We start from the raw sequence: 22,113 nt of genomic DNA, 5'->3' as shown, positions 1-22,113 counted from the left end.
AGGTTACATTGACAGCTCTTCATTTTACTTTGAGAGTTGCTATGAAACGGACGTTAACTTTTTTATTTATTTGTACTGCACTCCCTGCTTTAGGGAACGAAATGAACGGTGTTGAAAATATTAGTATATATGGACAAACACCGCTTTCCACCAATGACTTAGCTGAAGAAAGCACCTTTGGCAGTGTACAAACAATTAACGAACAGTCGTTAGCACAATCTCAAGCTATTTCGTTAGCTGAACACATGAAAAACAAGCTAACAAGCTTGCATATTAATGACATACAAAACAATCCTTTTCAGCCTGATGTCCAATACCGTGGCTTCACTGCTTCGCCATTATTAGGCTTACCTCAGGGGATTTCTGTTTATCTTAATGGGGTGCGATTCAATGAACCCTTTGGCGACACGGTAAACTGGGATTTAATTCCGCTTGCTGCGCTTGATAAGGTGGCGTTATTCTCTGGTTCAAATCCTGCTTTTGGGCAAAATACTTTAGGTGGGGCGCTAGCACTAACGACTAAAAATGGCTTTAGTTATACCAAGCATGAGCTTGAAGCGCGCTTTGGTAGTTTTGGGCAACAACAATTTACCGTGCAATCAGGTGGCAATAATGGCAACTGGGGCTATTACATCATTGCTAACCAATACCAAGAAGATGGCTGGCGAGACTATTCTGAAAGTGAATTAAAGCAATTTTTAGCAACACTGAGTTATGTTGATGAAGACCGTTCTATTGATTTTACTTACTCTGCGAATAATAACCAATTACTGGGAAATGGCGCTGTGCCTGAAGTACTAGCCGAATTAGCAGGAAGAAGTGCCATTTACACTCAACCTGATAAAACTCATACCAGATTTCAGCAATTCAGTATTAAATCTGACAGTGTTATTAACGAGCAAATGTCGTGGCAGGGTAATGTTTATTATCGTAAAAATAAAATTAACAGTATAAATGGTGACGACAGCGATTATGAAGAGTGTGAGTCTGGTGCGCTTTATAGTTTGTGTGAAGAAGATGAAAACGATGAGTTAGAGCGCGTGCAGTTTGTTGGCTTTGATGAAGACACTTGGTTAAGTGAGCTAAGCGATATTGATGCTGATGACGTTGATGGTACTTATAATACTGGCTTTACTGATAACGAAAGTTACGGTGTGGCTTTGCAATGGGTACGAGCCAGTCATTTTGATGCAACCGATGTGCATGCAGCATTAGATAACGAATTTATTTTTGGGCTTGGCATTGATAAAGCAGATATCAGCTTTAGAAGTGATACCGAATTCGCTGTGCTGCATAACGATACTATTACTGATGATCGTTCAGTAACGGGCATTGGCTTATTCGATATGGAGTCTCGTGTTCAGTTAGAGGTGAGTAATAAACAGCATTATTTTTACTTCTTAAATACTTTAGTCATTGGAGACGATTTAATCGTTAACCTTGCTGGTCGATATAATCGTACTCACATAAGTATGCAAGACCAGATTGAAACCGGGCCAGGTTCACTGAATGGCGAACACTATTTTAACCGTTTTAACCCCGCAGTTTCAGTTAACTACCGCTTAACGCCTGAATATACCTTTAAGCTAAGTTATAGCGAATCATCACGTGCTCCTAGCCCAGCTGAGCTAAGTTGTGCAGATGAAGAAGATCCCTGTAAATTGCCGAATGCGTTTGTTGCCGATCCGCCACTTGAGCAAGTGGTGGCGAAAACAGTTGAAGCAGCTTTACAGTTTGAAAACGATAACTTTTCTGCTTTAGCAACGGTGTTTTCAACCATGAGTTATGAAGACATAATATTTCAACAAGCGGGTAATAAATCAAACCAAGGTTATTTTATCAACCTTGATAAAACGCAACGACAAGGTGTTGAATTGGCTGCCTCTACCCAAGTAAACTCGATTGATTTAGGCGCAAGTTATAACTATTTAAAAGCCACTTTTGAATCGCCTTTTGTCTCTTTTAGCCCCGTAAATCCTTTAGGCGCAAACAGACAAGTTGAAGTGGGTGACAATATTCCTGGCCAACCACAGCATCAAGTAAAGTTTCATGCTAATTGGCAACTTAATGATGCACTAAATATAGGTACTGAGATGTTGTATGCATCTTCATCATATTATCGTGGCGATGAAGCGAATGAGAATAAAAAAATTCCATCATACGCAGTGACTAATATTTATGTTAATTATCAGATAACCCAACAACTGCGCTTGTCAGCGAAAGTTGATAACCTTTTTGATCGTAAGTTTGAAACTTTTGGCACTTACGGTGAGGCAGATGAAGTGTTAGAGGAAATTTATCCTGACACGGAATTTGATGAATACTTTGTTGGTCCATCTAGACCGCGATCAGCAAGTATTAGCATTAACTATCAATTTTAACTATCAATTTTAACTATCAATTTTAACTATCAATTTTAGTTATTAATTTTAACCATTAACATTAGGCATGAATTTCAGCTTTAGTTATGAATGAGTAATCTCAACAGTACGGTGCTAATTTGACCGTACTGTTTGATGATTTATGCGAAGCTAATGGTTATGCAGCAACGATATTTTGATTTGCTGTTTGAGCGAATTTTTTACATTTCTGGAGAAACTCAGTGCACTCTAATTTATCAACAACAAACGCTAACGCGGTGAATTATGAGCGAGCTAATATTGTTGTTTCTCCATTGCGACAGCAAATATCGCAAGAGCTTCACAATAGACCATCTCCTCAGGTTTATGTGCCCACTTCAATTACACATCTAGCTGTACGCATAACTGAGCAAGAACGTGATTTAGAATATCAGCAAATATATACCTTATGTCAGCGTTACAACGTCAATCCTCCCATACGTGAGGCAAGTTGTTATTATCAAGATTTTGGTGGTTTTGAACTTCGTTGGGAGCGCCATTTGGAGTTTTCAAGTTATAGTTTTATTCGCAAAGGGCTAGGTAAATCACTTTTTGATGGTTATGCCACTGAGTTCTTACCGCAAGAATGGTTTGATAATATTGTCGGTGAGCTAGCAAGTGCAGTGAATTTAGTGATTCACGAAGAAGATCTATCTGAACAAGCCCTCTATCATGCCTTTGAAGGTCACCAAGTGCTTGGCAGTAATGTTGCAGATGATCGCGCCAATGTTTATACCTCATTTAAATTACACAGTGATGGCTTTAGCCGAATTCTCATTCAAAGTAAGTTACTTAATAGTTATCAAGCTGGGCGTTTAATACAGCGCATGTTAGAAATTGAAACCTATCAAATGATGGCGTTGCTGAGTTTACCTATTGCCCGATCGTTATCGCCTAAAGTGGCAAAAATGGAAAACGATTTAGTCGCTATTAATCAGCAAATGGCTGATAGCCAAAAAGTTAATGACGGCGAAATGCTCGACAAACTTTCAGAGTTAGCGGGTAAAACCGAACAACTTATTGCTGATATTAGTTACCGTTTTAGTGCGACCAATGCGTATTATGAATTAGTGTGTTCTCGGCTAAAGCAATTAAAAGAAAGTGATATTGCAGGAACTGAACGAATTAATGAATTTGTTACTCGCAGGCTTAGCCCAGGTATTCGAACGTGTCAGGCATTGTCTGTGCGCTTAGAAGATCTAACCCGACGTATTGCTCGTGCAAGTAGTTTATTAAGAACCCGAGTTGACCTAGCTATAGAACAACAAAATCAACAACTGCTGTCAGCGATTAATCAGCGTGGTGTAGTGCAATTACGTTTGCAGCAAATGGTCGAGGGAGTTTCTGTCGCTGCTATGGCTTATTATTTAATGGGCTTACTCGATTATGTTTTGAATGCGATAAAGTCTTCAGGTTTCTCGGTTAATAAGGTAATGGTCAAAGGATTTGCAGTGCCTATTATTTTGATTTCTACTTGGTTGTTGGTTCGGATTGCTATTCGTTACATTAATAAAGGGAAAGATTAAAAAGTTAAATAAAATAATGTCGTTTAATCAATTTCACAGGTATACCTTCAACTTTTATGTGATATCGTCAAGATTTTAAGTGAGCGGTAGAACAGTGTGCTAAAGACATTATATTCATTTTATCCTCCTTATATCATCCTAAAGCATTACACCTTTATCGTACGACTAAAGGGCAGTTTATTTGGTTAAGTTGGCTCATTTTATTTACGGCTGAATTTTTTATTATAAATACACATTTATAATAAAAACCGGAAGCATAAAATGACTAAACTATTTAAAGTAAGCGTGATCTCTGCAACATTAGCTATGGCCGCATTTAACAGTAATGCCGCTGTTGAAATTTACGAAAATGACGGTATGACTTTTAGTGCCGATGGCTTAGTAAATATATTCTATGTAAACAGCTCAATTGAAACTACCGACGCTAGCGGCAATGCCAGCGACAGAGATCAATCTCGTGTTCGTATGGGCTTTTTACCGAACAATATTGGCTTCAACTTCACTAATCAATTGTCAGATTTAAAAATAGGTATGCGATCTTCATTTTGGGTTTCTGTTAACGACACAGATCAAAGCAGAGACGCAACCCCCGATGATTTAGGTACAGGTTCGTTAATTGACGTTAGACAGTTTTACGGCACAGTCAGTGGTGATTGGGGGGAAGTTTTACTCGGTAAAGATTTTGGTCTTTTCAATAGAGCTAATATTTTAGGCGATGAATTATTATTGGGTTATGGTCAAACGTCAGACTTTTTTGGTTTGGTTGATGGCGGTAATGTTTCATTCGGTAATATTAGTACTGGTTATACTTACCCTTTTCCAAAAGCACAAATTACTTATCGTTCGCCAGAAATGAATGGTTTCAATTTAGCGGTTGGCATAATGGACCCCAATAAAACCGGCGCTGATTCATCTGAAGACTTACCACGGTTTGAAGCTGAGTTGATGTACACAACAAGTATTGATGATACAACAATAAAAGCTTGGGTGAGTGGTGTTACTCAGTCAAGTGAAGCGAATGGTGTTGAACAAGATCAGTCAGGTATTGGTTACGGCGCTAATGTTAAGTTTGGAGGTTTATCAATAACGGCATCAGGCTATAGTTCAGAAGGCTTAGGTCATGTTGCTGGTTTAGACAGTATTGTTGGTGACGATGCTATTGAATCTGACGGTTACTTAGTACAGGCATCTTACACCATGGAAGATAACCGTTTTGTAGTTACTTACGGTGAAACTGAAGTGAAAAATACCGGCAGCACTTTAGATGCAACGCATACCAATACAGGTGTTGCTTATTTTAGAACATTGCGCCCAGGTCTAACACTTGTATTTGAATATAATAACACTGAAGCAGATGTTACTGACTCGATGGTAGGTGAAGATAATAATACCTTTGCTATTGGTTCTGTGATTACATTTTAATAGTGATTCATAATACTTTAAGTACATTTCAATAAAATATATAAATACTTGGAAAACGCAATACTGGAGCTAGACAAAGAACAATTATTGCGTTTTTCAACGGTAGGCACACCAAAAGATGAGTTTTCTACAACTTTAGGAGGGTTAAATTATTAACGGTAACCTGTTATGGTTAGGCCGCTTATTCATTTTACGGTAGTGCTTTTATGTATAAAATTTTGGTTGCAGATGATCATCCGCTTTTTAGAGATGCAATCGTTAATATTATAGGCATAAAGTTTCCTGGTTCAACGACCTATGAAACGGAAGATGTTGAGTCAACATTAGCATTTGTGAAAGAAAACGATGATATAGATTTAATACTTTTAGACTTGAATATGCCTGGCATGTCGAGCCTTAATGGTTTGCTAGATATTCGTAACGAATGCCCTACAGCGCCTGTTGTAATCGTATCAGCAGAGCAAGAAAAGCAGAAAATATTACAAACTATTTCTTATGGCGCAGTGGGCTTTATTTCCAAATCTTCTTCTAAAGATATTATTGGGGAAGCAATAGACAGTGTATTTCAAGGTAATGTCTATTTGCCTTCAGATATTATGCGCTCGCAAGTTAACGACACTAGTACAAAAAAAGAATTTCAAGTTGCCCCAGAAAACATCTCATTACTTACTCGTCGTGAATTAATTGTGTTAAAACATTTAACTAAAGGCGAAGCAAACAAACAAATTGGTTTTAATTTACATATTTCTGAGACTACAGTTAAGTCACATGTTTCTTCAATTTTGAAGAAGTTAGGTGCGTCTAATCGCGTTAAAGTCGTGTTAGGGTGTAGCGATGTTGACTTTAATCAGTACTTAAAACGTTAGTTGAAAGCAGGGGGCTATTTTAGCGTCCCCCACTTATCTATTCGGTGTATTAGTGCATCATTAGTGTTTTACCCAACCCGAAAGCGGTTCGCAAGATTTTGCATTGTGGTGGCTAGGCAAGCTTGTTCTTTTGCTGTTGCTGCTATTTGGGCAGCACCCGTTGCGGTTGCTGTCGATTTTTGTTCTATATCTATAATGTTTTTTGCAACGTTTTGAGTCACTGTTGATTGTTCTTCAATTACGGTGGCAACTTGCTCTGTCATAGAGAAGATAGTACTTATGGAATTGGTTAGATCTTGTAGGCTATGCTCGACATTCTTTGAGCTATCTACCGCTATTATGGCTTTTTGTTGGCTTTGTTCAATTACTTGATGGGCCGCTATTGCATCTGTTTGTAAAGAACCGATGAAAGATTCAATTTCTAAGGTAGACTGTTGAGTTCTCTGCGCTAAGGTTCTTACTTCATCTGCTACAACCGCAAAACCACGGCCTTGCTCGCCCGCCCGGGCAGCTTCAATAGCAGCATTAAGTGCTAATAAATTTGTTTGCTCTGCAACAGATTTAATTACATCAACAACTTTGGTTATGTTACCGCTACTGGTGTGCAAGTTATTAATTTTTTCGGCTAAGCTTTCAATTTCATGAGATAAAGCTTCAATTGAGTTATACGATGCTTTTACCACGTCAAGACCATTCTTTGCTTGTATGTCGGCTTCTTGAGCTGAATTTGCTGTTGCTTGAGTACTAGAAGCAACTTCTTTTACCGTGGCTGATAGTTGCTCAACTGCGGTCGCAATAGCGCCTATTCCTACTTGCTGATCTTCTAGTGTGCTGGCGTTATACTCACAGGTTACTGAGGTCTCTTCTGCTGCGGCAGATAAGGTATGGCTAGTGTTTGAAATTTCATTAATGGTATTTGTAAATTGTTCAAGGGTAAGGTTTAAAGCAAGAGAAATTTGGCCGAATTCACTTTTACCTTGAAGTTTAGTTCGAACAGAAAGATCATTTTTATCTCTTACTTTGCTTAAAACAGAAGTCAGTTCATTGACTCTTGAGGTTAAATCTTTAATTGATATTGTGGTTACTATTGTCACTAAAACCAGCACAAACACGCTGGTAAATATATTTATAAGTAAGGTTGTATTTGCTTTGTTATAGTTGGTTTTAGCTAATAAAAGCAAGTTGTTGGCAACGTGATCTTCAACCTTTTTAAGCAGTCCAATTCTTTTTGTTGCCTGTTCAAACCAATAAAGGGCGTCAATTGAAAAATTAGCATTAACGCTTTTGGCTATATTGCGCATTCTGATAATTTCTTCTACGGCAGGGTTAGCTGTTTGCTCTTGATAATATTGTGCATTTTCGGTGCTTGTAGTCGCTAAAAAATTGTCGATATAGGTATTTTGCTCTGTTACTAAAGTTATAAATTTAACAAAAACACCAGCTTTAAATTCATCGAGGATGAAAGTACTGCTCATTACTGCTCGCTCAATTCCGGCGCGCTCTTTACCTTGTAAGAAATTATAGTAGGCAAAAGTTTGCTCAGTTAAATGGGCGTCAGTACTGAGCTCTGCAATGATAGCTGATACAGAAAGTAGTTTACTATTGAGGTTAGTATAAAAGCCGATTGCCGATGCACTATCAATATTTAAATTAGTTACTCTAGTGCGTATTGAGTCAAGCTTGTTCAGCTCTAACGTTATAGTATTATTCAACTCAACGATTGATTTATCTTCAAAACTGTTTTGTTCTAAAAACGACGTACGACCTGCATTCTTTTCGTCACTTATTTTTCGTTGTTTACTCAGTGTATTATTGAACTTTTTTCCTGCAGAGCTTAAAAAACCAGCGGTAGCTCCTCGTTCTTTCTGTAGCTCGTGTACTAATTCGCTGTAGGTAATAGAAAGCTGAGTTAACTGAGCAAGTGTTTCCATTTCATTATTAATCGAGTAATTATGTTTTATGGTTAATGCACTTAGCCAGATAAAGCCAAAAAGGGGTAGCGCTAGTATAATAAATATTTTATTTTTGAAAGAGATATCAGAAAATGTCACAACTTATCCTTTGAGTAAGAGTATTCAGACTTAACAGTTAGTCGACGTTAGTTATACAAAATATAAAGGACAAAATAGGGAGCAAATTAAGTGAATAAATTTGAGCTTGTCCCTTTGATGTTTATTTTTGTATAAAGTGTCTACATCCCTAAATCTAAGCGTATTTTCAGTATAGAAAAAATATTAAATCTAGCCATTAATTTTTAAATTATAGTTGATGTTACAGTGAGATAGCACAGCCGTAAAAAGCTTAAGGTTGCAAAAAAATAAATAGCACTGCTAGGTTTTATGGTTAAATAAAACTTAGTTTGTTGCTGTTTTACGATTCTATTTTATTTTTACTTATCACTAAATTCAAATAATCAGTTGCTTCATCAGTAAAGAGTAACGATGTTTTAATTTCGTCTATGTAGTCGTCTGCAAGCGTTTCTTTTGTCATTCTTAGCTGTAATTCACTGATCAGTTTTGCTTCGTAAACGTAGCAAGCAATAGGGAGCTTTTGATGTAATGCGGGTAATAATGCTGCACGCTTTACTTTGGTTTGTAACGCTAGAACTTCCAGGATAGAAGATGGGAAGTTCCAATGCTTAGCGATAAAATAAGTGAGTTTTTTTGAATTTTTTGCCATAACACTTTTAAATAATGTTGAGTTAGGTTGGCAGTCAGGGTGCACCACGTCAAACGCATCAATCATAAGTTGGTAAATAATAACGTCGCCTAAATTAGAAATTAGTCCAATAAAGTAGGCTTGGGCAGCATCGTTTTTAATATTCGACTTCGATACTAGTGTTTTAGCGTTAACGCCTGTAGACAAGCTATGTTGCCAAATTTTTTGCCCGTACTGACGAAAGTAAATACTTGATTGTGGTACAAGTTTATTCACAAAACCGTTGATAACACCTTCTGAAAGACCTTGTGCACCTAACACCATAAACGCTGACTTAAGATCAATAACTTCTTTGCCATTGCGATTATAGTAAGTTGAATTGGCAAGCTCTAATACTTTTGCCGCGATGGCGGGTTCTTGCTGAATTAATGAAATAAGTTCGTCAGCGTCAAAGTCGTCATTATTTAATTGCTCAATTATTTTTGTTAACGACATGGGAAGTATCGGCAGGGCGTCGAGGATCAACTTTGGATTTTGTAATAAGCTTTCAACCTTATCAGAAATAAATTCAGATAATTCGTCGTTATGTGATGATGTGAAGCTGTTAGGCATGCCAAACAAATAATCATAAAAAGCTTGGTGGTATTCTTCTTCAAACGAGAAGTACCTTAACGGTTGATTATTGGTATGGTTATCAGCGCTATTGCTTTGCTGAATGTTGTGCTGAATGTTGTGCTGAATGTCAGGCGATACCTTTTCTTTTGGGGCTTCGCTTTTTTTAAGATCTTCAAAATAATATAAATTAGTGCTGTTAGCGGCTTTCTTTTTAAATATTTTACTAATAAGTTTTTTAAACATAAATGTGTAAGATCACTGTATGCAATAAATAAGAGGTAAAATAAATTGAGCAACATTTACTAAGCTAGCAGTAAAATGGCAATTAATTTATTGGTTTGAATATTTATTATAATATTTGTTTTCTATCTTGTATTGAGTTTTTTGTTGATTAAAGATGAATTATTAAAAATAATTTGAGGTAAGGGGTACCACAATTTATTCGTTGTAGAATAAATTGTGGTTTATTTTTGCTTAGCCGCTTTTATGGTTAAACTCGTAAGTTAATGAAACGAAAACTGAACGTGGCTCGCCAACAAAATATCGATAACTGCCAAAGCCAAAGTCGGCGCGTTCTGCGTAATCTTCATTAGCTATATTTAAAACGCGTGCGCTTATCGTTAAACGATTATTAATTTTAGTGCTAGCACGTAAGTTTAATAGGTTATGCCCCTTATATTGTGCTGTGTTTTCGGGGTTAAGGTAGTAGTTTCCTAAGTGCGCCCATTCAAGTTCAACTTTGCTTTCTTGTGCACCTTGCCAGCCCAATTGTACACTACCCATGTGTTGTGGTGCGGTATCAATTTCATTGCCATTGATGTTTTCGCGACTCAGCGTTAATGAGCTTTCGTAGCTATGATTAGCTAAGGTACCGTTGGCTTTAAGATAAAAGCCTTTTGGTAATTGATAACCTAAGGCGAATTCAATACCGTTATGGCTAGTTTCACCATTGCTGATGATTTGTCGGTTGGTATCTTGAAAGATAAAGTGCTTTTTATTCATAGTAAATGCACTAACATCGTAGAAAAAACGCTGTGTTTGGCCGCGAACGCCTAGTTCTATAGAGTCAACTTGTTCAGGTTTTAGGTCTGTAACACTTTGCCCAGCTTGCAGGCGAAATAGCTCGGTTGCTTGTGGAGCACGGTAGCCGGTTGAGTATTGGGCATAAGTTGTATGTTGTTCACTCAGAAAATAGTGACCGCCAAATTGATATGACACTTCGTCAAATTTTGTATTTTGATCACTAGGGCGGGTAAATCGGCAATTACTTATACCAGCCTCGCATGCACTACCGTTACTGAGTTTATTATCGTAATCGTATTTCGTGTGCTCGTAGCGTAAACCTGCACTTAAAAATAGTTGGTCTGAAACCGTCCAATTTACTTTAGCAAATGGTGAGTAAACTTGTGCATTAACATCGTAATTATAATGCTCGCCTTGCGGTATTGTGGGTGAAAAGTCATCGGCTTGTGATTCAATTAATTCGCCTTGCGTTAGGTCAACGTCAAGCCCAATTAACCAAGTTAAGCTTTGGTATTCTTTTTCATATTGCGATTTAATGCCTAGCCCTTTTTGGCTGTTCTCTTCTAGTGATTTCCACGGTAAAAAGTGTTGAAGAAACGCCATATCGGTATAGCGCAGGTAAGGGGTAATACTGACGTTACTTGTATCGTCGATGTTATAAGAAATTTCACTGTAGGCTTTAACACTTTTATTATCTCTAAATGCTTCAGGATTCGGATTGTTGCGTTTAACACTTTTGTTTTGATAAGCGTTTTCACCATTAATAAACCCAGCGGTTTCTTGGTTTAAATTAGTCACGCTGAACACACTTTTAATATTGAATTGAGCATCTTGAAATTGATGGATAACATTTAATTTTTGTTGTTCAAAACCGCTGTCGTCTTTATAACCGCCATCATGACTTAAATTACCATAAACCATAAAAGCATGTTGTTGGCCTGTTTTTCCTGCTGAAAATTGACCACTAAGGTAGTCGTTTGGCCCTAAAGTTGCGCCGACATAAGCGTTTGATTGTTCAAATGGGTTTGGGGTAATAACATTGATAACTCCATGTACGGCATTTGAGCCATAAAGCGTGCTTGAAGGACCTCGTAATACTTCAATACGAGCCGCTTGTTCAGTGTTAGCGTCAAATAATTGGTTGGCATTACAAAACCCTGGCGCTCGTAAAGAAATGCCATCTTGTGCGATGTAAAACGCGCCACAACCGCCTGCACCGGTTAATACAGGTGAGCGAATAGCCGTTAAATGTTCTTGCCCGTTGCCTCTGCTTATCCAGCCGCCAGGTACGCGTACAATAGCTTGGTTTATATGTTGCTGATTGATAAAAGCTATATCGTCAGCTGTTACCACTGACAGGTTGCTATCAAGCGTATTCAAGCTGTTTTTACTGCGAGTTGCGGTTACGGTAATTTGTTCTATTGGCTGTAGCGCTTTATTATTTTCAACCCTTGGCGTGTTTACATCGACTGATGTTACTGGGATTTGTGCAAGTGTTGGCATACTGGTAAGTAGAAGGGAGAAAGTAATGGCATTTATTTTCAAAGTAACATCCTAACGCCTAAGGCGTAATATCTTTTTATTATTGGTCCGATAAATGAGAAGGTTCGGACCTAGTATTTGGCTTTCAGTACAATTTTTTGGAGTTATTTATTTTCAAGTAAAAAATTACGTATATATTTCAAGTGTTGTTATACAAAATCAAAATATAATGTATGGCTTCGCCTACCTTGTAAGTTCACTTTCTTTGCTGAATACAACAATTATTACATGTTGTAACAGGTTAAACTAACTGAAATTAATCTTTAGTGTGAGTTAGTTTACCCTGATGTTTTTTAGCACGCTTTTTTTATATTTTAATATTTATAATAAATTTACAGGTATAAGGTGATGAACAATAAGCAGAGCTATACATGTTTATTTTGAAAAAGCATATAGCTTAGGTGAGTAACTGTGGAGGGGGAGGGTATTCTGTAACTTTTATCAATAACATCTATGCTTTATGAAAAATAATTTTACTAATCAAAACTTATTAAAAGCTTAGGCGCATAAAATGAACAGCAGGCCAATTATTGAAATAACGCTAGCTTTAGTCAATTAACCCCGTTTATTAGTAGTAACAAACGGGTTTAACTTTATGCATTTTTTTGATTTTTACTTTGTTATCACTTAAAGCTAAAGTGCTTAAAACAGTGCTGGCTGTTAACTAGTTATGACTATTTTCTAACTGGTAAAAAGTAGCTTGAACGTAGTCGTTAGCTTCACCGGTATTATTTTGATTATAAACCCCAGCTTTAAAGTACATATATTGGTCGCTTTTATCATAACCGCTATTACTCATATCTACTTCTTGTACTATGTTGGCTTTTCCTTGGCGAATAATGGTAACGGTTAATTTGTCACCTTCAACATTAATGCGATAACTAAATACTTCGTTTAGGGCAATGCCATCTTCAGGATTTTTTGCATTGCTAGCGCGAGAACCAATAAGGTTGTACCACTGTTCTTTGCCTTTGCCCTTTAATGGTTCGTGTGCCATGTATATTACGCCTTTGTCGTTATGAGGTAACTTGCGATAATATAAGCGAACGGGTTCGTCTTTTGTGGCATGAATTTGGCCTATTATTACTCTACCCACTTGTTTGTCGTCGCCGGAAGTGGTGACATGATTCACTGCTAAAGTGGCGTCTAAGGTGCCATCAACTCCGCCTGATTTTTTTCTTACATTGCGCTTTGCTGTGCTAAATACCCAGTTATTTTCAGTAATACCTTTGGTTTTAACTCTTAAGTCACCTTTGCGTAGCATTTCTCTTAATTCGCTGCGGGTATATTTGGTGTTTTTAGAGGTTTTAGGTCCTTGAATTGGCGCGGTGAAAACCATACCACCGTCTTCGGCGGTATAAAATAAGGGTTTTATTGATAAGCCTTTAGCAAGGTAAGTTTCGGGCACGTTGTCAGCAATACCATCTTTATTGGTATCAACGGGTAAGCTGATGCTCCAGTCAGATAAGTCAAAGTTATCAGCGGGCCTTGCTGTTGAATCAAGTGTAATAACTTCGTTTCGGCTGTTTTTTATCTCTGCTGCCTGCAGGTAATTTTGTCCGCTTAACGCTAAAAATAACGTAATGCTTAATAAGCTTTTAATAGGGGATAGCATTTTGTTTACCTTTTATAATGAGTGATACTTCGCATTAAAATAACCAAAGCCGATAAGTTGTTCACTTTATTGGCTAAAACTTTTACAAAAAAATAGCGCTAACATAAGCGCCATTTTATTCGTTATTAATACTGCTATTTCAATTTGTTAATTGCTTATAATCTGTCGGCTACAATAGCTTCGTTTGTTGAGCTGTTGTAAGGCGAAGCAGGGTTGTCGGTATCAAGAGAACCACCTACTGCATAACTTGTACTTTCAAAGTCATCTGAAAATACTTCTGTTGTGCCTGCTAAATCAGAATATAGTTTAATATCGTCTATGTAGAATGCAGTGGCTACGGTGGCATCATTGTCGCCAATTCTGAATGCCAAGTACTGAACGCCGTCCATAATCGTTTCAAAATGAGTACCTAAACTACCGTCTGATTTACCGCTATCATAAGTCGGGAAAGCCTCAGCTGAAACAGGCGTACCATTTATTGATAAGGTTATTAGTGGTGCTTGGGTAGCACTTGCGTTACTGGCATCCCAAGTAATATCAATATCAACCCATTCAGTACCGGTAAATGTTGCATCGGTATCAACCGTGCCTTCTTGACCACGAATTACATAGTTACCTTCTTTAACTCTTAATTCTACCAGCTCGTAGCCGGTGCTAACTTTACTACCAAATAAGCCAATATAAGCATCTTTAAAGTCAGTATCGGTGTCGTTAGGGTTATTATTTACAGCATTTGCTTCTTTTCTAAATGATACGCTTAGTTTACCGACATCTAACGATGCAATACTCTCATCGCTAAGTTTAAACCTTAATTCACCCGTATCGGTAGAGCCATCGCCAATACCTACTCCCATGGTATCGGTAATTTTAGCGACTTGTAAGTTACCTTCAGATGGATCCGCTGGTGGATCGGCAGGTGGATCACTCGGGTCGCTGCCAATTTCACCTTCTCTGGTGACTTCAGCAACAACAGCTTCGTTGGTTGAACTGTTATAAGGTGATGCACTGTTGTCAGTATCAAGAGAGTCATCAACTGCAAAGTCTTCAAAGTTATCGGCAAACACTTCAACTGTACCGGCTACATCAGAAAACAGCTTAATGTCGTCTAGGTAAAATGCGGTAGCAACCGTGGCGTCGTTATCGCCAATTCTGAAGGTCATGTGTTGCACACCATTCATAATAGTTTCAAAGTGGGTACCTAAACTACCGTCTGTTTTGCCACTATCGTAAGTTGGAAAGGCTTCGGCTGAAACAGGTGTTCCGTTAATTGCTAAAGTAATTAATGGCGCTTGTGAGGCACTGGCATTTGTTGCATCCCAGGTGATATCTATATCAACCCATTCTTCGCCTGTAAAAGTAGCGTCTGTATCAACCGTGCCTTCTTGGCCGCGAATTACATAGTTGCCTTCTTTAACTCTTAATTCTACCAGCTCGTATCCGGTACTAACTTTACTGCCGAATATACCAATATAGGCATCTTTAAAGTCGGTATCGGTATCGTTTGGATTGTTGTTTACCGCATTCGCTTCTTTTCTAAATGCCAGACTTAATTTGCCGGTTACTAGCGGGTCAATACTTTCATCGCTCAGTTTAAATCTAAGTTCACCCGTATCGGTAGAGCCATCGCCAATGCCAACACCCATAGTGTCAGTAATTTTAGCTACTTGGCTGGTTACAACATCTGCGGGTTTTACAATAACTGGGTCAGTTGGATCAGAAAGTGTATCTTCTGGGAAGTCATCATTATCAATATAGGTAGCTGAAACCGTTATCGTTTTAGTGAGTTCAGCTTCAGTTAATATGTATGTTGCACTGGTAGCATCAGCAATTGCTACGCCATCTGCCATCCATACATAGGTAATTGGCGTGTCACCAGAGCCATTTTCGTCGGTAATAACAGCTGTTAGTTCAAAGTCTACATAAGCATCGCCTGTAATAGCAACGCTACCGGCACTCGGTACTGCTGGAACTTCAATAACGTCAGTTTCGGCTGATATCGCTTTTTCAACATTACCATCGTTGTCTGTGAAGTTAACGACGAGTGAAATCATAGAGCCTACATCGGCATCTGTAAGAAGGTATGTACTTGATGTAGAGCCAGAGAGCACTTTGTTATCAGCAACCCAAGTGTAAGTTACATTGGCAGGGTCAAAACCATTACCATCGCTTATGGTCGATGTTAATGTTTCTCCTGTTGTAGGATCTCCTGATATTTCGACATAGCTGACGGCATTTCCTTCTGAGCCTGTTACGCTGCCATCATCACAAGCCATTAACGCTAATGCGCTTGATATTGCTATTACCAATTTCGTTTTCATTTAGTCTCTCCCCGACAAATTTTATTATATTTTTAATCGCTGCTTTGAGAAATAACATTGTTTCGGTCATTTTATCTACAAGAACTGCTGATACTGATACTTGCAATAACTTACCAATCTGTCAACCAATTATTGCACTTAAAGGGATAAAACTTCCTATTGTTGGGGGTTATATTTAAGTGTTTTTAAGCGGACAATATGTTTTTTAAACATTTAAGTAATTGTATTTATGGTAATAAACTTAATGTTATTACCAATTTTTATTGTTACGATTACTGGGACTATAAATTCATGATTACAGTAATTAAAACAGCCAAATAAATAAGGCTGTTCGTTATTAAGTTATAAATACTGTCGTGCGTTTACCTAACGCAAATAACGTTCTTGTTATTGATATCCGTTATGGCTATTGGAAATTTTGTAAAAGGTTGTTTGTACATAATCTTTAGCATTTCCGGTATTATTTTGATTATAAGCGCCGGCTTTAAAGTACATGTATTGTCCACCTTGATCATAGCCACTATTGGTCATATCAACGACTTGAGTAACATCGGCTTTGCCGGCTCTTGTGATTGTTAAGGTTAACAAGTTAGCCACTACTTTTATTTGATAGCCAAAACGTTCATTGAGGGCTATGCCGTTTTCAGGGTTAGTCGCACTTTGTGAGCGGTTGCCAATTAACTCGTAATAAATATCATCTCCGCCTTCAATTTCATGGGCTAAGTAAATTGAGCCTTTATTGTTGCCAGGCAGTTTTCGGTAATACACACGAATAGGTTCGTCATTATTTGCATGTATTTGACCGATAATTACCCGGCCAACCTGCGATTTGTCGCCTGTTTCAGTAACATGGTTCACGGCCAGTTCCGCGATTAATTCACCATCGACACCACCCGCGGCATCTAGGTCGTTTTCAGGTGCACTTGAAAATACCCAATTGTTTTTATTTACCCCTTTAACGTTAATATTGGTATCGCCACGTCTTAACATTTCTCGAAGCTCTGTACGGGTATATTTGGTGTTGGTCGAGGTTTTAGCTCCTTCAATCGGGCTTCTAAAAACTAAGCCGCCTTCGTTATTGATAAAGAAAAACTCAGCGTTAAAATAGTGATTATTTAAACGAGATTCATAAATACTTTCTGCTTTGGTATTTAACCTTTCATCAACCGGAACGCTTAAATACCAGTCTGTTAATTCAATGGGAGAACTTACGTGTTCTGAGCAGCCAAATGCTTCAACTTCAATAATATTATTGGTGCTATCAATATTACTGCCTTTAGGGATTATTTTTATGTATTGTGCAGAATGCTCTGCTATTTCAATAAACTGGCTACGGGTGGTTAATGCATCGGTTAATTGATCAGCCACCACACTGGTCCATGTTTGCTTATCTTTTGATACTTCAACATCGTAGCTATAGCTTCTCTGATCGGTGTTAAGCCACGTAATTGACAAGCCTTTGACTAATGTGAAATTTTCTAAGGTTAACGTTAGCTGGGCAGAGTTTTCAAGTGATGACCAACGAGATTCAGGCAAAAACTTAGCATCAATAACTTGGTTAGCAGTATAGCTATTTAAGCTATTAGTGGCGATAGCTTCAACAATATTGACCTTTGCTAAACCTGTGCAGGTAATATCTGAATTTATCGGGGCAACTGGTGGCTCTGTAGGCGCTTCAACAGGTGGTACTGAAGGTGGTATAGCAATAACTTCTTCGGGTGCTTTATCAGCAGAACCAGAAGAAGACTTGCAACCAATAAATAGTATATAAATGCATAGGTAGAGCGGAATTTTGTAGATAGACAATTTTTTCACCTCAATAATAAAACCGAAATCCGTCGTTAATTTGACTTACCAATTTAACTTACCAAAGTTTGTTTTGATAAGTGAGGTAGCTATAAAATGTAATACCAAAGCGGGGCTCTGTAAAGTGTTGGTTTTTCGAACGGTGTAATAATTTGACTTTATAAGTGATACTGAGAGTATCTGGCTTTTATTTTTCAATTATGAAAATAACTATAATATCAGTTGTTTAATGGCTTAAGTCGCGTTTAAGCTATTTGAATAGAATGTTGAAAGGTGTTTTATGCATTAGCATTGACGTTTATTTAGAATATAAAGGCTAGTAATGCGCATATAAGAGCAGGCTAACAAGGTAAATGTTAGCCTTTTATTTGTTGGTAATTCAATACAAGCTGTTGTTAAATAATAATATTAGCTCTGTGACAACCTAGTTCTTATGATATTTTTTATGTTTAAACCAGTTGTAGGCTTTATAAACCACAATCGCGAAGATGGTCCAAAACACGCTATGGTAAAAAGTATGAAAAGAGCCTTCGCCTAATGCGTGATCTGTATGGGCAAAAGCTTGGCTAGTAAAGAGTATTAGGTAGCTAATAATTAATGTTAAAAACTTCATATTTGATCCTTTTTCTTGTTAATTTGTTTATTGTTCTTTTAAAAAAATTTTCAATTTTTTACTGAGGTAGCGGTGAAAAGATTAAATTTTCAACATGCCTTCTGTTTCGATAAATGAGATTATTTCTGCCAAGCCTTGTTGTGTTTTCATGTTAGAAAAAATGAATTTTTTATCGCCTCGCATTTTTCTGGTGTCTCTGTCCATAACATCAAGTGAGGCACCGACTAACTCAGCAACATCTATTTTATTAATGATTAATAAGTCTGATTTGGTAATACCTGGGCCACCTTTGCGTGGGATTTTATCGCCGGCTGAAACGTCAATAACGTAAATAGTGAGATCAGATAGTTCGGGGCTAAAGGTGGCGCTTAAGTTGTCTCCGCCACTTTCTACTAATACAAAATCTAAATCAGGGTGTAGGGCTTGTAGTTCGTCAATGGCGGCTAAGTTCATTGAGGCATCTTCACGGATAGCAGTATGCGGACAGCCACCTGTTTCCACGCCCATAATTCTGTCGGCAGCGAGCGCGTCATTTTTTGTTAAAAATTCGGCGTCTTCTCGAGTGTATATATCGTTAGTGACCACCGCCATATTATATTTGTCACGCAGTGCTAAACATAACTCGCGTAGTAAGGCTGTTTTTCCTGAGCCAACTGGGCCGCCGACACCTATGCGTAATACTTGTTTCTTCATTTTATCTATCTCTTGAATGTTTAAATTTGTTTTATTACGAACGAAAAAGTCGTGAATACTGCGTTTCATGCCAAGCGCTTGCCATGGCTAAATGCGGTAAACTGGTACCGATATCTTCATCGTTAATCTGGTTTGATTTCTCGATAATTAACTGTGTATTTTCAGTTAATTCAAAGAGCAAATTTTGTGCTTGTGTTTGCCCAAGCGGTACTAATTTTGTTGCCGCTGCTACTTGGTTGTCGATATAAGTCCAGCAATAACCGCTTTGGGCAGACACTAGATCTAATTGAAATAAATAAGCCGTTAATGCAAAGGCGCTAACAAAGCTGATTTCTGTTAGCGCGATAACGCTTTGATATGCGCTAACATCTATATTATTAAGTTGCTTTAATAGTCTAATTAAGGCTTTGCCCATCGCTAAATCAGCGAGTAATAACTCATGGCTTTCACGACATGCAATTAAGTGTGTATTCCAGTAGTTGAACTGGTCTAAGTCATTATTATGTAAAGCAATGAATAGCCTTTTTAGAATGGCTAAGTCGGTTTTTGCGATAGACTCTTCTAAATTAATAGTGACCCAACTTGCGGTTGTTTCTGGTGATGTTAACCAACCCATTTCAACCGCGTATTCTAAGCCCTGTGAGAATGAAAACCCACCAACAGGTAAATTAGCACTGCACAGTTGAAGTAACCGATTTAATTGAATCGGTTGGCTTTTATGGGCTGATTTATTAACCACTTGTTTAATGTTTACCGTATTAGTGGGCATGTTCATGACTATGTTTATCGTGACTATGTTTTTCGTGACTGTGTTTATCATGATTATGTTTTTCATGACTAATGCTGTCTGTATTTGCATGAGAATGCGAGTGACCACTTTTACTACCGTAGGCACCACTTTCTGGTTCAAATATCGCTGGCGTTTTATCAAGTGTTAAGCCATATTTTTCAGCTAAGGCTTCTAAAACATGGTCGGGTTTAAAGCGCAGCCAAAGTTCACCTATTTGCAATGATGTATGGCGATTACCTAAGTGATAGCAAACTTTAGAAAAAGTTAACCAGTCGGTAGCAATAGCAGTAGAAACAGGCTCTGCTGCACCTTTAATTTCTATTAATAAGCCACATTCTGTTTTTAATATTTCGCCAACCAATAACGGGTGGCCGCGTTCCATAAAAATACCAATGTCGGCGCCATTATCGGTTACCCCTTTAATACGGGCTTTTTTTCGGGTGTCTTGATCTAAAGTGATTGAGTCAACAATTTCACCGTGGGTATGATCTAAACGTTGATAAGCTTGTAACATGTAATTTCCTAAAATAAACAATAAAGTTGAGCTAACGGCAGGGTAGATGCTGGCTCACAGGTTAGTAGTTCGCCATTTGCTCGCACTTCATAGGTTTGGGCATCAACTTCAATTTTTGGCTGCCAGCTGTTATGAATCATATCGTTCTTACTGATGTTTCGGGTGTTTTTACAAACGCCTACCATACGTGTCATGCCTATGCTTTGCGGTACATTGGCATCAATTGAGGCCTGCGACATAAAGGTTATTGATGTTTGCGCTGCTGCGCTGCCAAAAGCGCCAAACATGGGGCGATAATAAACCGGTTGTGGTGTTGGAATAGAGGCATTGGCATCGCCCATTGGTGCTGCGGCAATAAAGCCAGACTTTAAAATTAAGGCGGGTTTAATACCAAAAAATGCCGGTTTCCATAGTACTAAGTCAGCAAGTTTACCCACTTCAATAGAGCCTACTTCATGGCTAATACCATGACTTATTGCAGGGTTTATGGTGTATTTTGCGATATAGCGCTTAATGCGAAAGTTGTCGTTTCGTTTGGTATCAGGTGCTAATGGACCACGTTGTTGCTTCATTTTATGCGCTGTTTGCCAAGTGCGGGTGATCATTTCACCGACTCGTCCCATGGCTTGCGAATCAGAGGCGATCATACTAATCGCGCCTAAATCGTGCATAATATCTTCAGCGGCGATACTTTCTTTGCGAATACGTGAATCAGCAAAAGCAATATCTTCTGGGATAGAAGGGTCTAAGTGATGACAAACCATCAGCATATCTAGATGTTCGTCAATCGTGTTAACCGTGTATGGTCGAGTAGGGTTCGTTGAAGAAGGTAGAACATTGGCTTCGCCACAAGCCTTAATAATATCAGGCGAATGTCCACCGCCAGCACCCTCAGTATGATAAGTGTGAATAGTTCGGCCTTTAAAAGCACCTAAAGTATCTTCAACAAAGCCCGACTCGTTTAAGGTGTCAGTATGAATAGCAATTTGTACGTCGTAACGCTCAGCAACCGATAAGCAGTTATCAATGGCTGCTGGGGTTGTTCCCCAATCTTCGTGAAGTTTTAAACCACAAACACCTGCTTCAATTTGCTCTTCTAGAGCGATAGGCAAACTAGCATTACCTTTACCTAAAAAGCCAAAATTCATCGGAAAGTCGTTAGTGGCTTGCAGCATTTTATAAATATTCCACGGACCTGGCGTACAAGTGGTTGCTTTAGTGCCTGTTGCTGGACCTGTGCCACCACCGATCATGGTGGTTACACCCGACATCAACGCTTCTTCTATTTGTTGCGGACAAATAAAATGAATGTGCGCGTCAATACCACCAGCCGTTAGAATTTGTCCTTCACCTGCAATAACTTCTGTGCCGGGTCCTACTTCAATATCAATATTGTCTTGAATATCAGGGTTACCGGCTTTACCAATAATGGCAATACGCCCGTTTTTAATACCAACATCGGCTTTAATAATGCCCCAGTGATCAACAATTAGCGCATTGGTGATCACTAAATCTACCGTTTCAAGACAAGACGCTTGGCTTTGCCCCATGCCGTCTCGAATAACTTTACCGCCACCAAATTTAACTTCTTCACCGTATTCGGTAAAATCTTGCTCAACTTCTAACCATAAATCGGTATCGGCTAAACGAACACGATCGCCCACCGTTGGGCCAAACATATGAGCGTAAGCGTTTTTGTCAATGCTAGCCATG

At 38.3% G+C, this 22,113-nt stretch carries 15 protein-coding genes; 4 read left to right on the top strand and 11 right to left on the bottom strand.

Annotation, left to right across the window (positions count from 1 at the left end):
* The first annotated feature begins 41 nt into the window (after positions 1-41).
* The 4 genes from B6A32_RS15435 (at position 42) to B6A32_RS15420 (ending at position 6,213) form a co-directional block, all read left to right on the top strand.
* On the top strand, positions 42-2,381 hold the full coding sequence (locus B6A32_RS15435) for a TonB-dependent receptor (RefSeq protein ID WP_085305676.1): 2,340 nt from the start codon (positions 42-44) through the stop codon (positions 2,379-2,381).
* Positions 2,382-2,602: 221 nt separating this feature from the next.
* Positions 2,603-3,925 carry a DUF3422 family protein gene (locus tag B6A32_RS15430; RefSeq protein ID WP_085305674.1) on the top strand — a complete coding sequence of 441 codons (1,323 nt, stop codon included), beginning with the start codon at positions 2,603-2,605 and terminating at the stop codon, positions 3,923-3,925.
* Positions 3,926-4,186: 261 nt separating this feature from the next.
* Positions 4,187-5,347: a porin gene (locus tag B6A32_RS15425; RefSeq protein WP_085305672.1), complete on the top strand. Its 1,161-nt coding sequence runs from the start codon at positions 4,187-4,189 to the stop codon at positions 5,345-5,347.
* Between the two features lie 206 nt (positions 5,348-5,553).
* Entirely contained in the window at positions 5,554-6,213 is a 660-nt protein-coding gene (locus B6A32_RS15420) for a response regulator transcription factor (protein ID WP_085305670.1), read from the top strand.
* Positions 6,214-6,281: 68 nt separating this feature from the next.
* Here B6A32_RS15420 and B6A32_RS19580 read toward each other — a convergent pair whose 3' ends face one another.
* The 11 genes from B6A32_RS19580 to ureC form a co-directional block, all read right to left on the bottom strand.
* On the bottom strand, positions 6,282-8,264 hold the full coding sequence (locus B6A32_RS19580; RefSeq protein WP_085305668.1) for a methyl-accepting chemotaxis protein: 1,983 nt from the start codon (positions 8,262-8,264) through the stop codon (positions 6,282-6,284).
* A 319-nt stretch (positions 8,265-8,583) separates the two neighbouring features.
* Positions 8,584-9,729: an HDOD domain-containing protein gene (locus B6A32_RS15410; RefSeq protein ID WP_085305666.1), complete on the bottom strand. Its 1,146-nt coding sequence runs from the start codon at positions 9,727-9,729 to the stop codon at positions 8,584-8,586.
* A gap of 231 nt (positions 9,730-9,960) precedes the next feature.
* Positions 9,961-12,054 carry a TonB-dependent receptor gene (locus tag B6A32_RS15405; protein ID WP_233131441.1) on the bottom strand — a complete coding sequence of 698 codons (2,094 nt, stop codon included), beginning with the start codon at positions 12,052-12,054 and terminating at the stop codon, positions 9,961-9,963.
* A 661-nt stretch (positions 12,055-12,715) separates the two neighbouring features.
* Positions 12,716-13,666: a polysaccharide lyase family 7 protein gene (locus B6A32_RS15400; protein WP_085305662.1), complete on the bottom strand. Its 951-nt coding sequence runs from the start codon at positions 13,664-13,666 to the stop codon at positions 12,716-12,718.
* Between the two features lie 155 nt (positions 13,667-13,821).
* Positions 13,822-15,984, bottom strand: coding sequence for a hypothetical protein (locus B6A32_RS15395; RefSeq protein ID WP_085305660.1), 2,163 nt, complete (start codon positions 15,982-15,984; stop codon positions 13,822-13,824).
* Positions 15,985-16,371: 387 nt separating this feature from the next.
* A complete protein-coding gene (locus tag B6A32_RS15390; protein WP_143327919.1) occupies positions 16,372-17,790 on the bottom strand; it encodes a polysaccharide lyase family 7 protein in 1,419 nt (472 codons plus the stop codon).
* Between the two features lie 424 nt (positions 17,791-18,214).
* Positions 18,215-18,403, bottom strand: a complete 189-nt coding sequence (locus B6A32_RS15385) for a hypothetical protein (RefSeq protein ID WP_085305656.1) — start codon at positions 18,401-18,403, stop codon at positions 18,215-18,217.
* A gap of 81 nt (positions 18,404-18,484) precedes the next feature.
* A complete protein-coding gene (gene ureG, locus B6A32_RS15380) occupies positions 18,485-19,096 on the bottom strand; it encodes an urease accessory protein UreG (protein ID WP_085305761.1) in 612 nt (203 codons plus the stop codon).
* A gap of 34 nt (positions 19,097-19,130) precedes the next feature.
* A complete protein-coding gene (locus B6A32_RS15375; RefSeq protein WP_233131440.1) occupies positions 19,131-19,865 on the bottom strand; it encodes an urease accessory protein UreF in 735 nt (244 codons plus the stop codon).
* Positions 19,855-20,400, bottom strand: coding sequence for an urease accessory protein UreE (locus tag B6A32_RS15370; protein ID WP_085305652.1), 546 nt, complete (start codon positions 20,398-20,400; stop codon positions 19,855-19,857). Before B6A32_RS15370 ends, B6A32_RS15375 begins: the two co-directional genes overlap by 11 nt.
* 8 nt (positions 20,401-20,408) lie before the next feature.
* On the bottom strand, positions 20,409-22,112 hold the full coding sequence (ureC, locus tag B6A32_RS15365; RefSeq protein ID WP_085305651.1) for an urease subunit alpha: 1,704 nt from the start codon (positions 22,110-22,112) through the stop codon (positions 20,409-20,411).
* Position 22,113: the final 1 nt, after the last annotated feature.

The organism is Colwellia polaris, from assembly GCF_002104515.1.
Taxonomy (GTDB): domain Bacteria; phylum Pseudomonadota; class Gammaproteobacteria; order Enterobacterales; family Alteromonadaceae; genus Cognaticolwellia; species Cognaticolwellia polaris.
The sequence above is the reverse complement of the archived record's forward strand: the minus strand, read 5'-3'. Positions and strand labels throughout refer to the sequence as shown.

Bases quoted from the DNA above. Each gene is read 5' to 3' on its own strand.
- B6A32_RS15435 (WP_085305676.1), top strand. From the start codon at position 42: ATGAAACGGACGTTAACTTTTTTATTTATTTGTACTGCACTCCCTGCT.
- B6A32_RS15425 (WP_085305672.1), top strand. From the start codon at position 4,187: ATGACTAAACTATTTAAAGTAAGCGTGATCTCTGCAACATTAGCTATG.
- B6A32_RS15420 (WP_085305670.1), top strand. From the start codon at position 5,554: ATGTATAAAATTTTGGTTGCAGATGATCATCCGCTTTTTAGAGATGCA.
- B6A32_RS15410 (WP_085305666.1), bottom strand. From the start codon at position 9,729: ATGTTTAAAAAACTTATTAGTAAAATATTTAAAAAGAAAGCCGCTAAC.
- B6A32_RS15400 (WP_085305662.1), bottom strand. From the start codon at position 13,666: ATGCTATCCCCTATTAAAAGCTTATTAAGCATTACGTTATTTTTAGCG.
- B6A32_RS15395 (WP_085305660.1), bottom strand. From the start codon at position 15,984: ATGAAAACGAAATTGGTAATAGCAATATCAAGCGCATTAGCGTTAATG.
- B6A32_RS15385 (WP_085305656.1), bottom strand. From the start codon at position 18,403: ATGAAGTTTTTAACATTAATTATTAGCTACCTAATACTCTTTACTAGC.
- ureG (WP_085305761.1), bottom strand. From the start codon at position 19,096: ATGAAGAAACAAGTATTACGCATAGGTGTCGGCGGCCCAGTTGGCTCA.
- B6A32_RS15375 (WP_233131440.1), bottom strand. From the start codon at position 19,865: ATGCCCACTAATACGGTAAACATTAAACAAGTGGTTAATAAATCAGCC.
- B6A32_RS15370 (WP_085305652.1), bottom strand. From the start codon at position 20,400: ATGTTACAAGCTTATCAACGTTTAGATCATACCCACGGTGAAATTGTT.
- ureC (WP_085305651.1), bottom strand. From the start codon at position 22,112: ATGGCTAGCATTGACAAAAACGCTTACGCTCATATGTTTGGCCCAACG.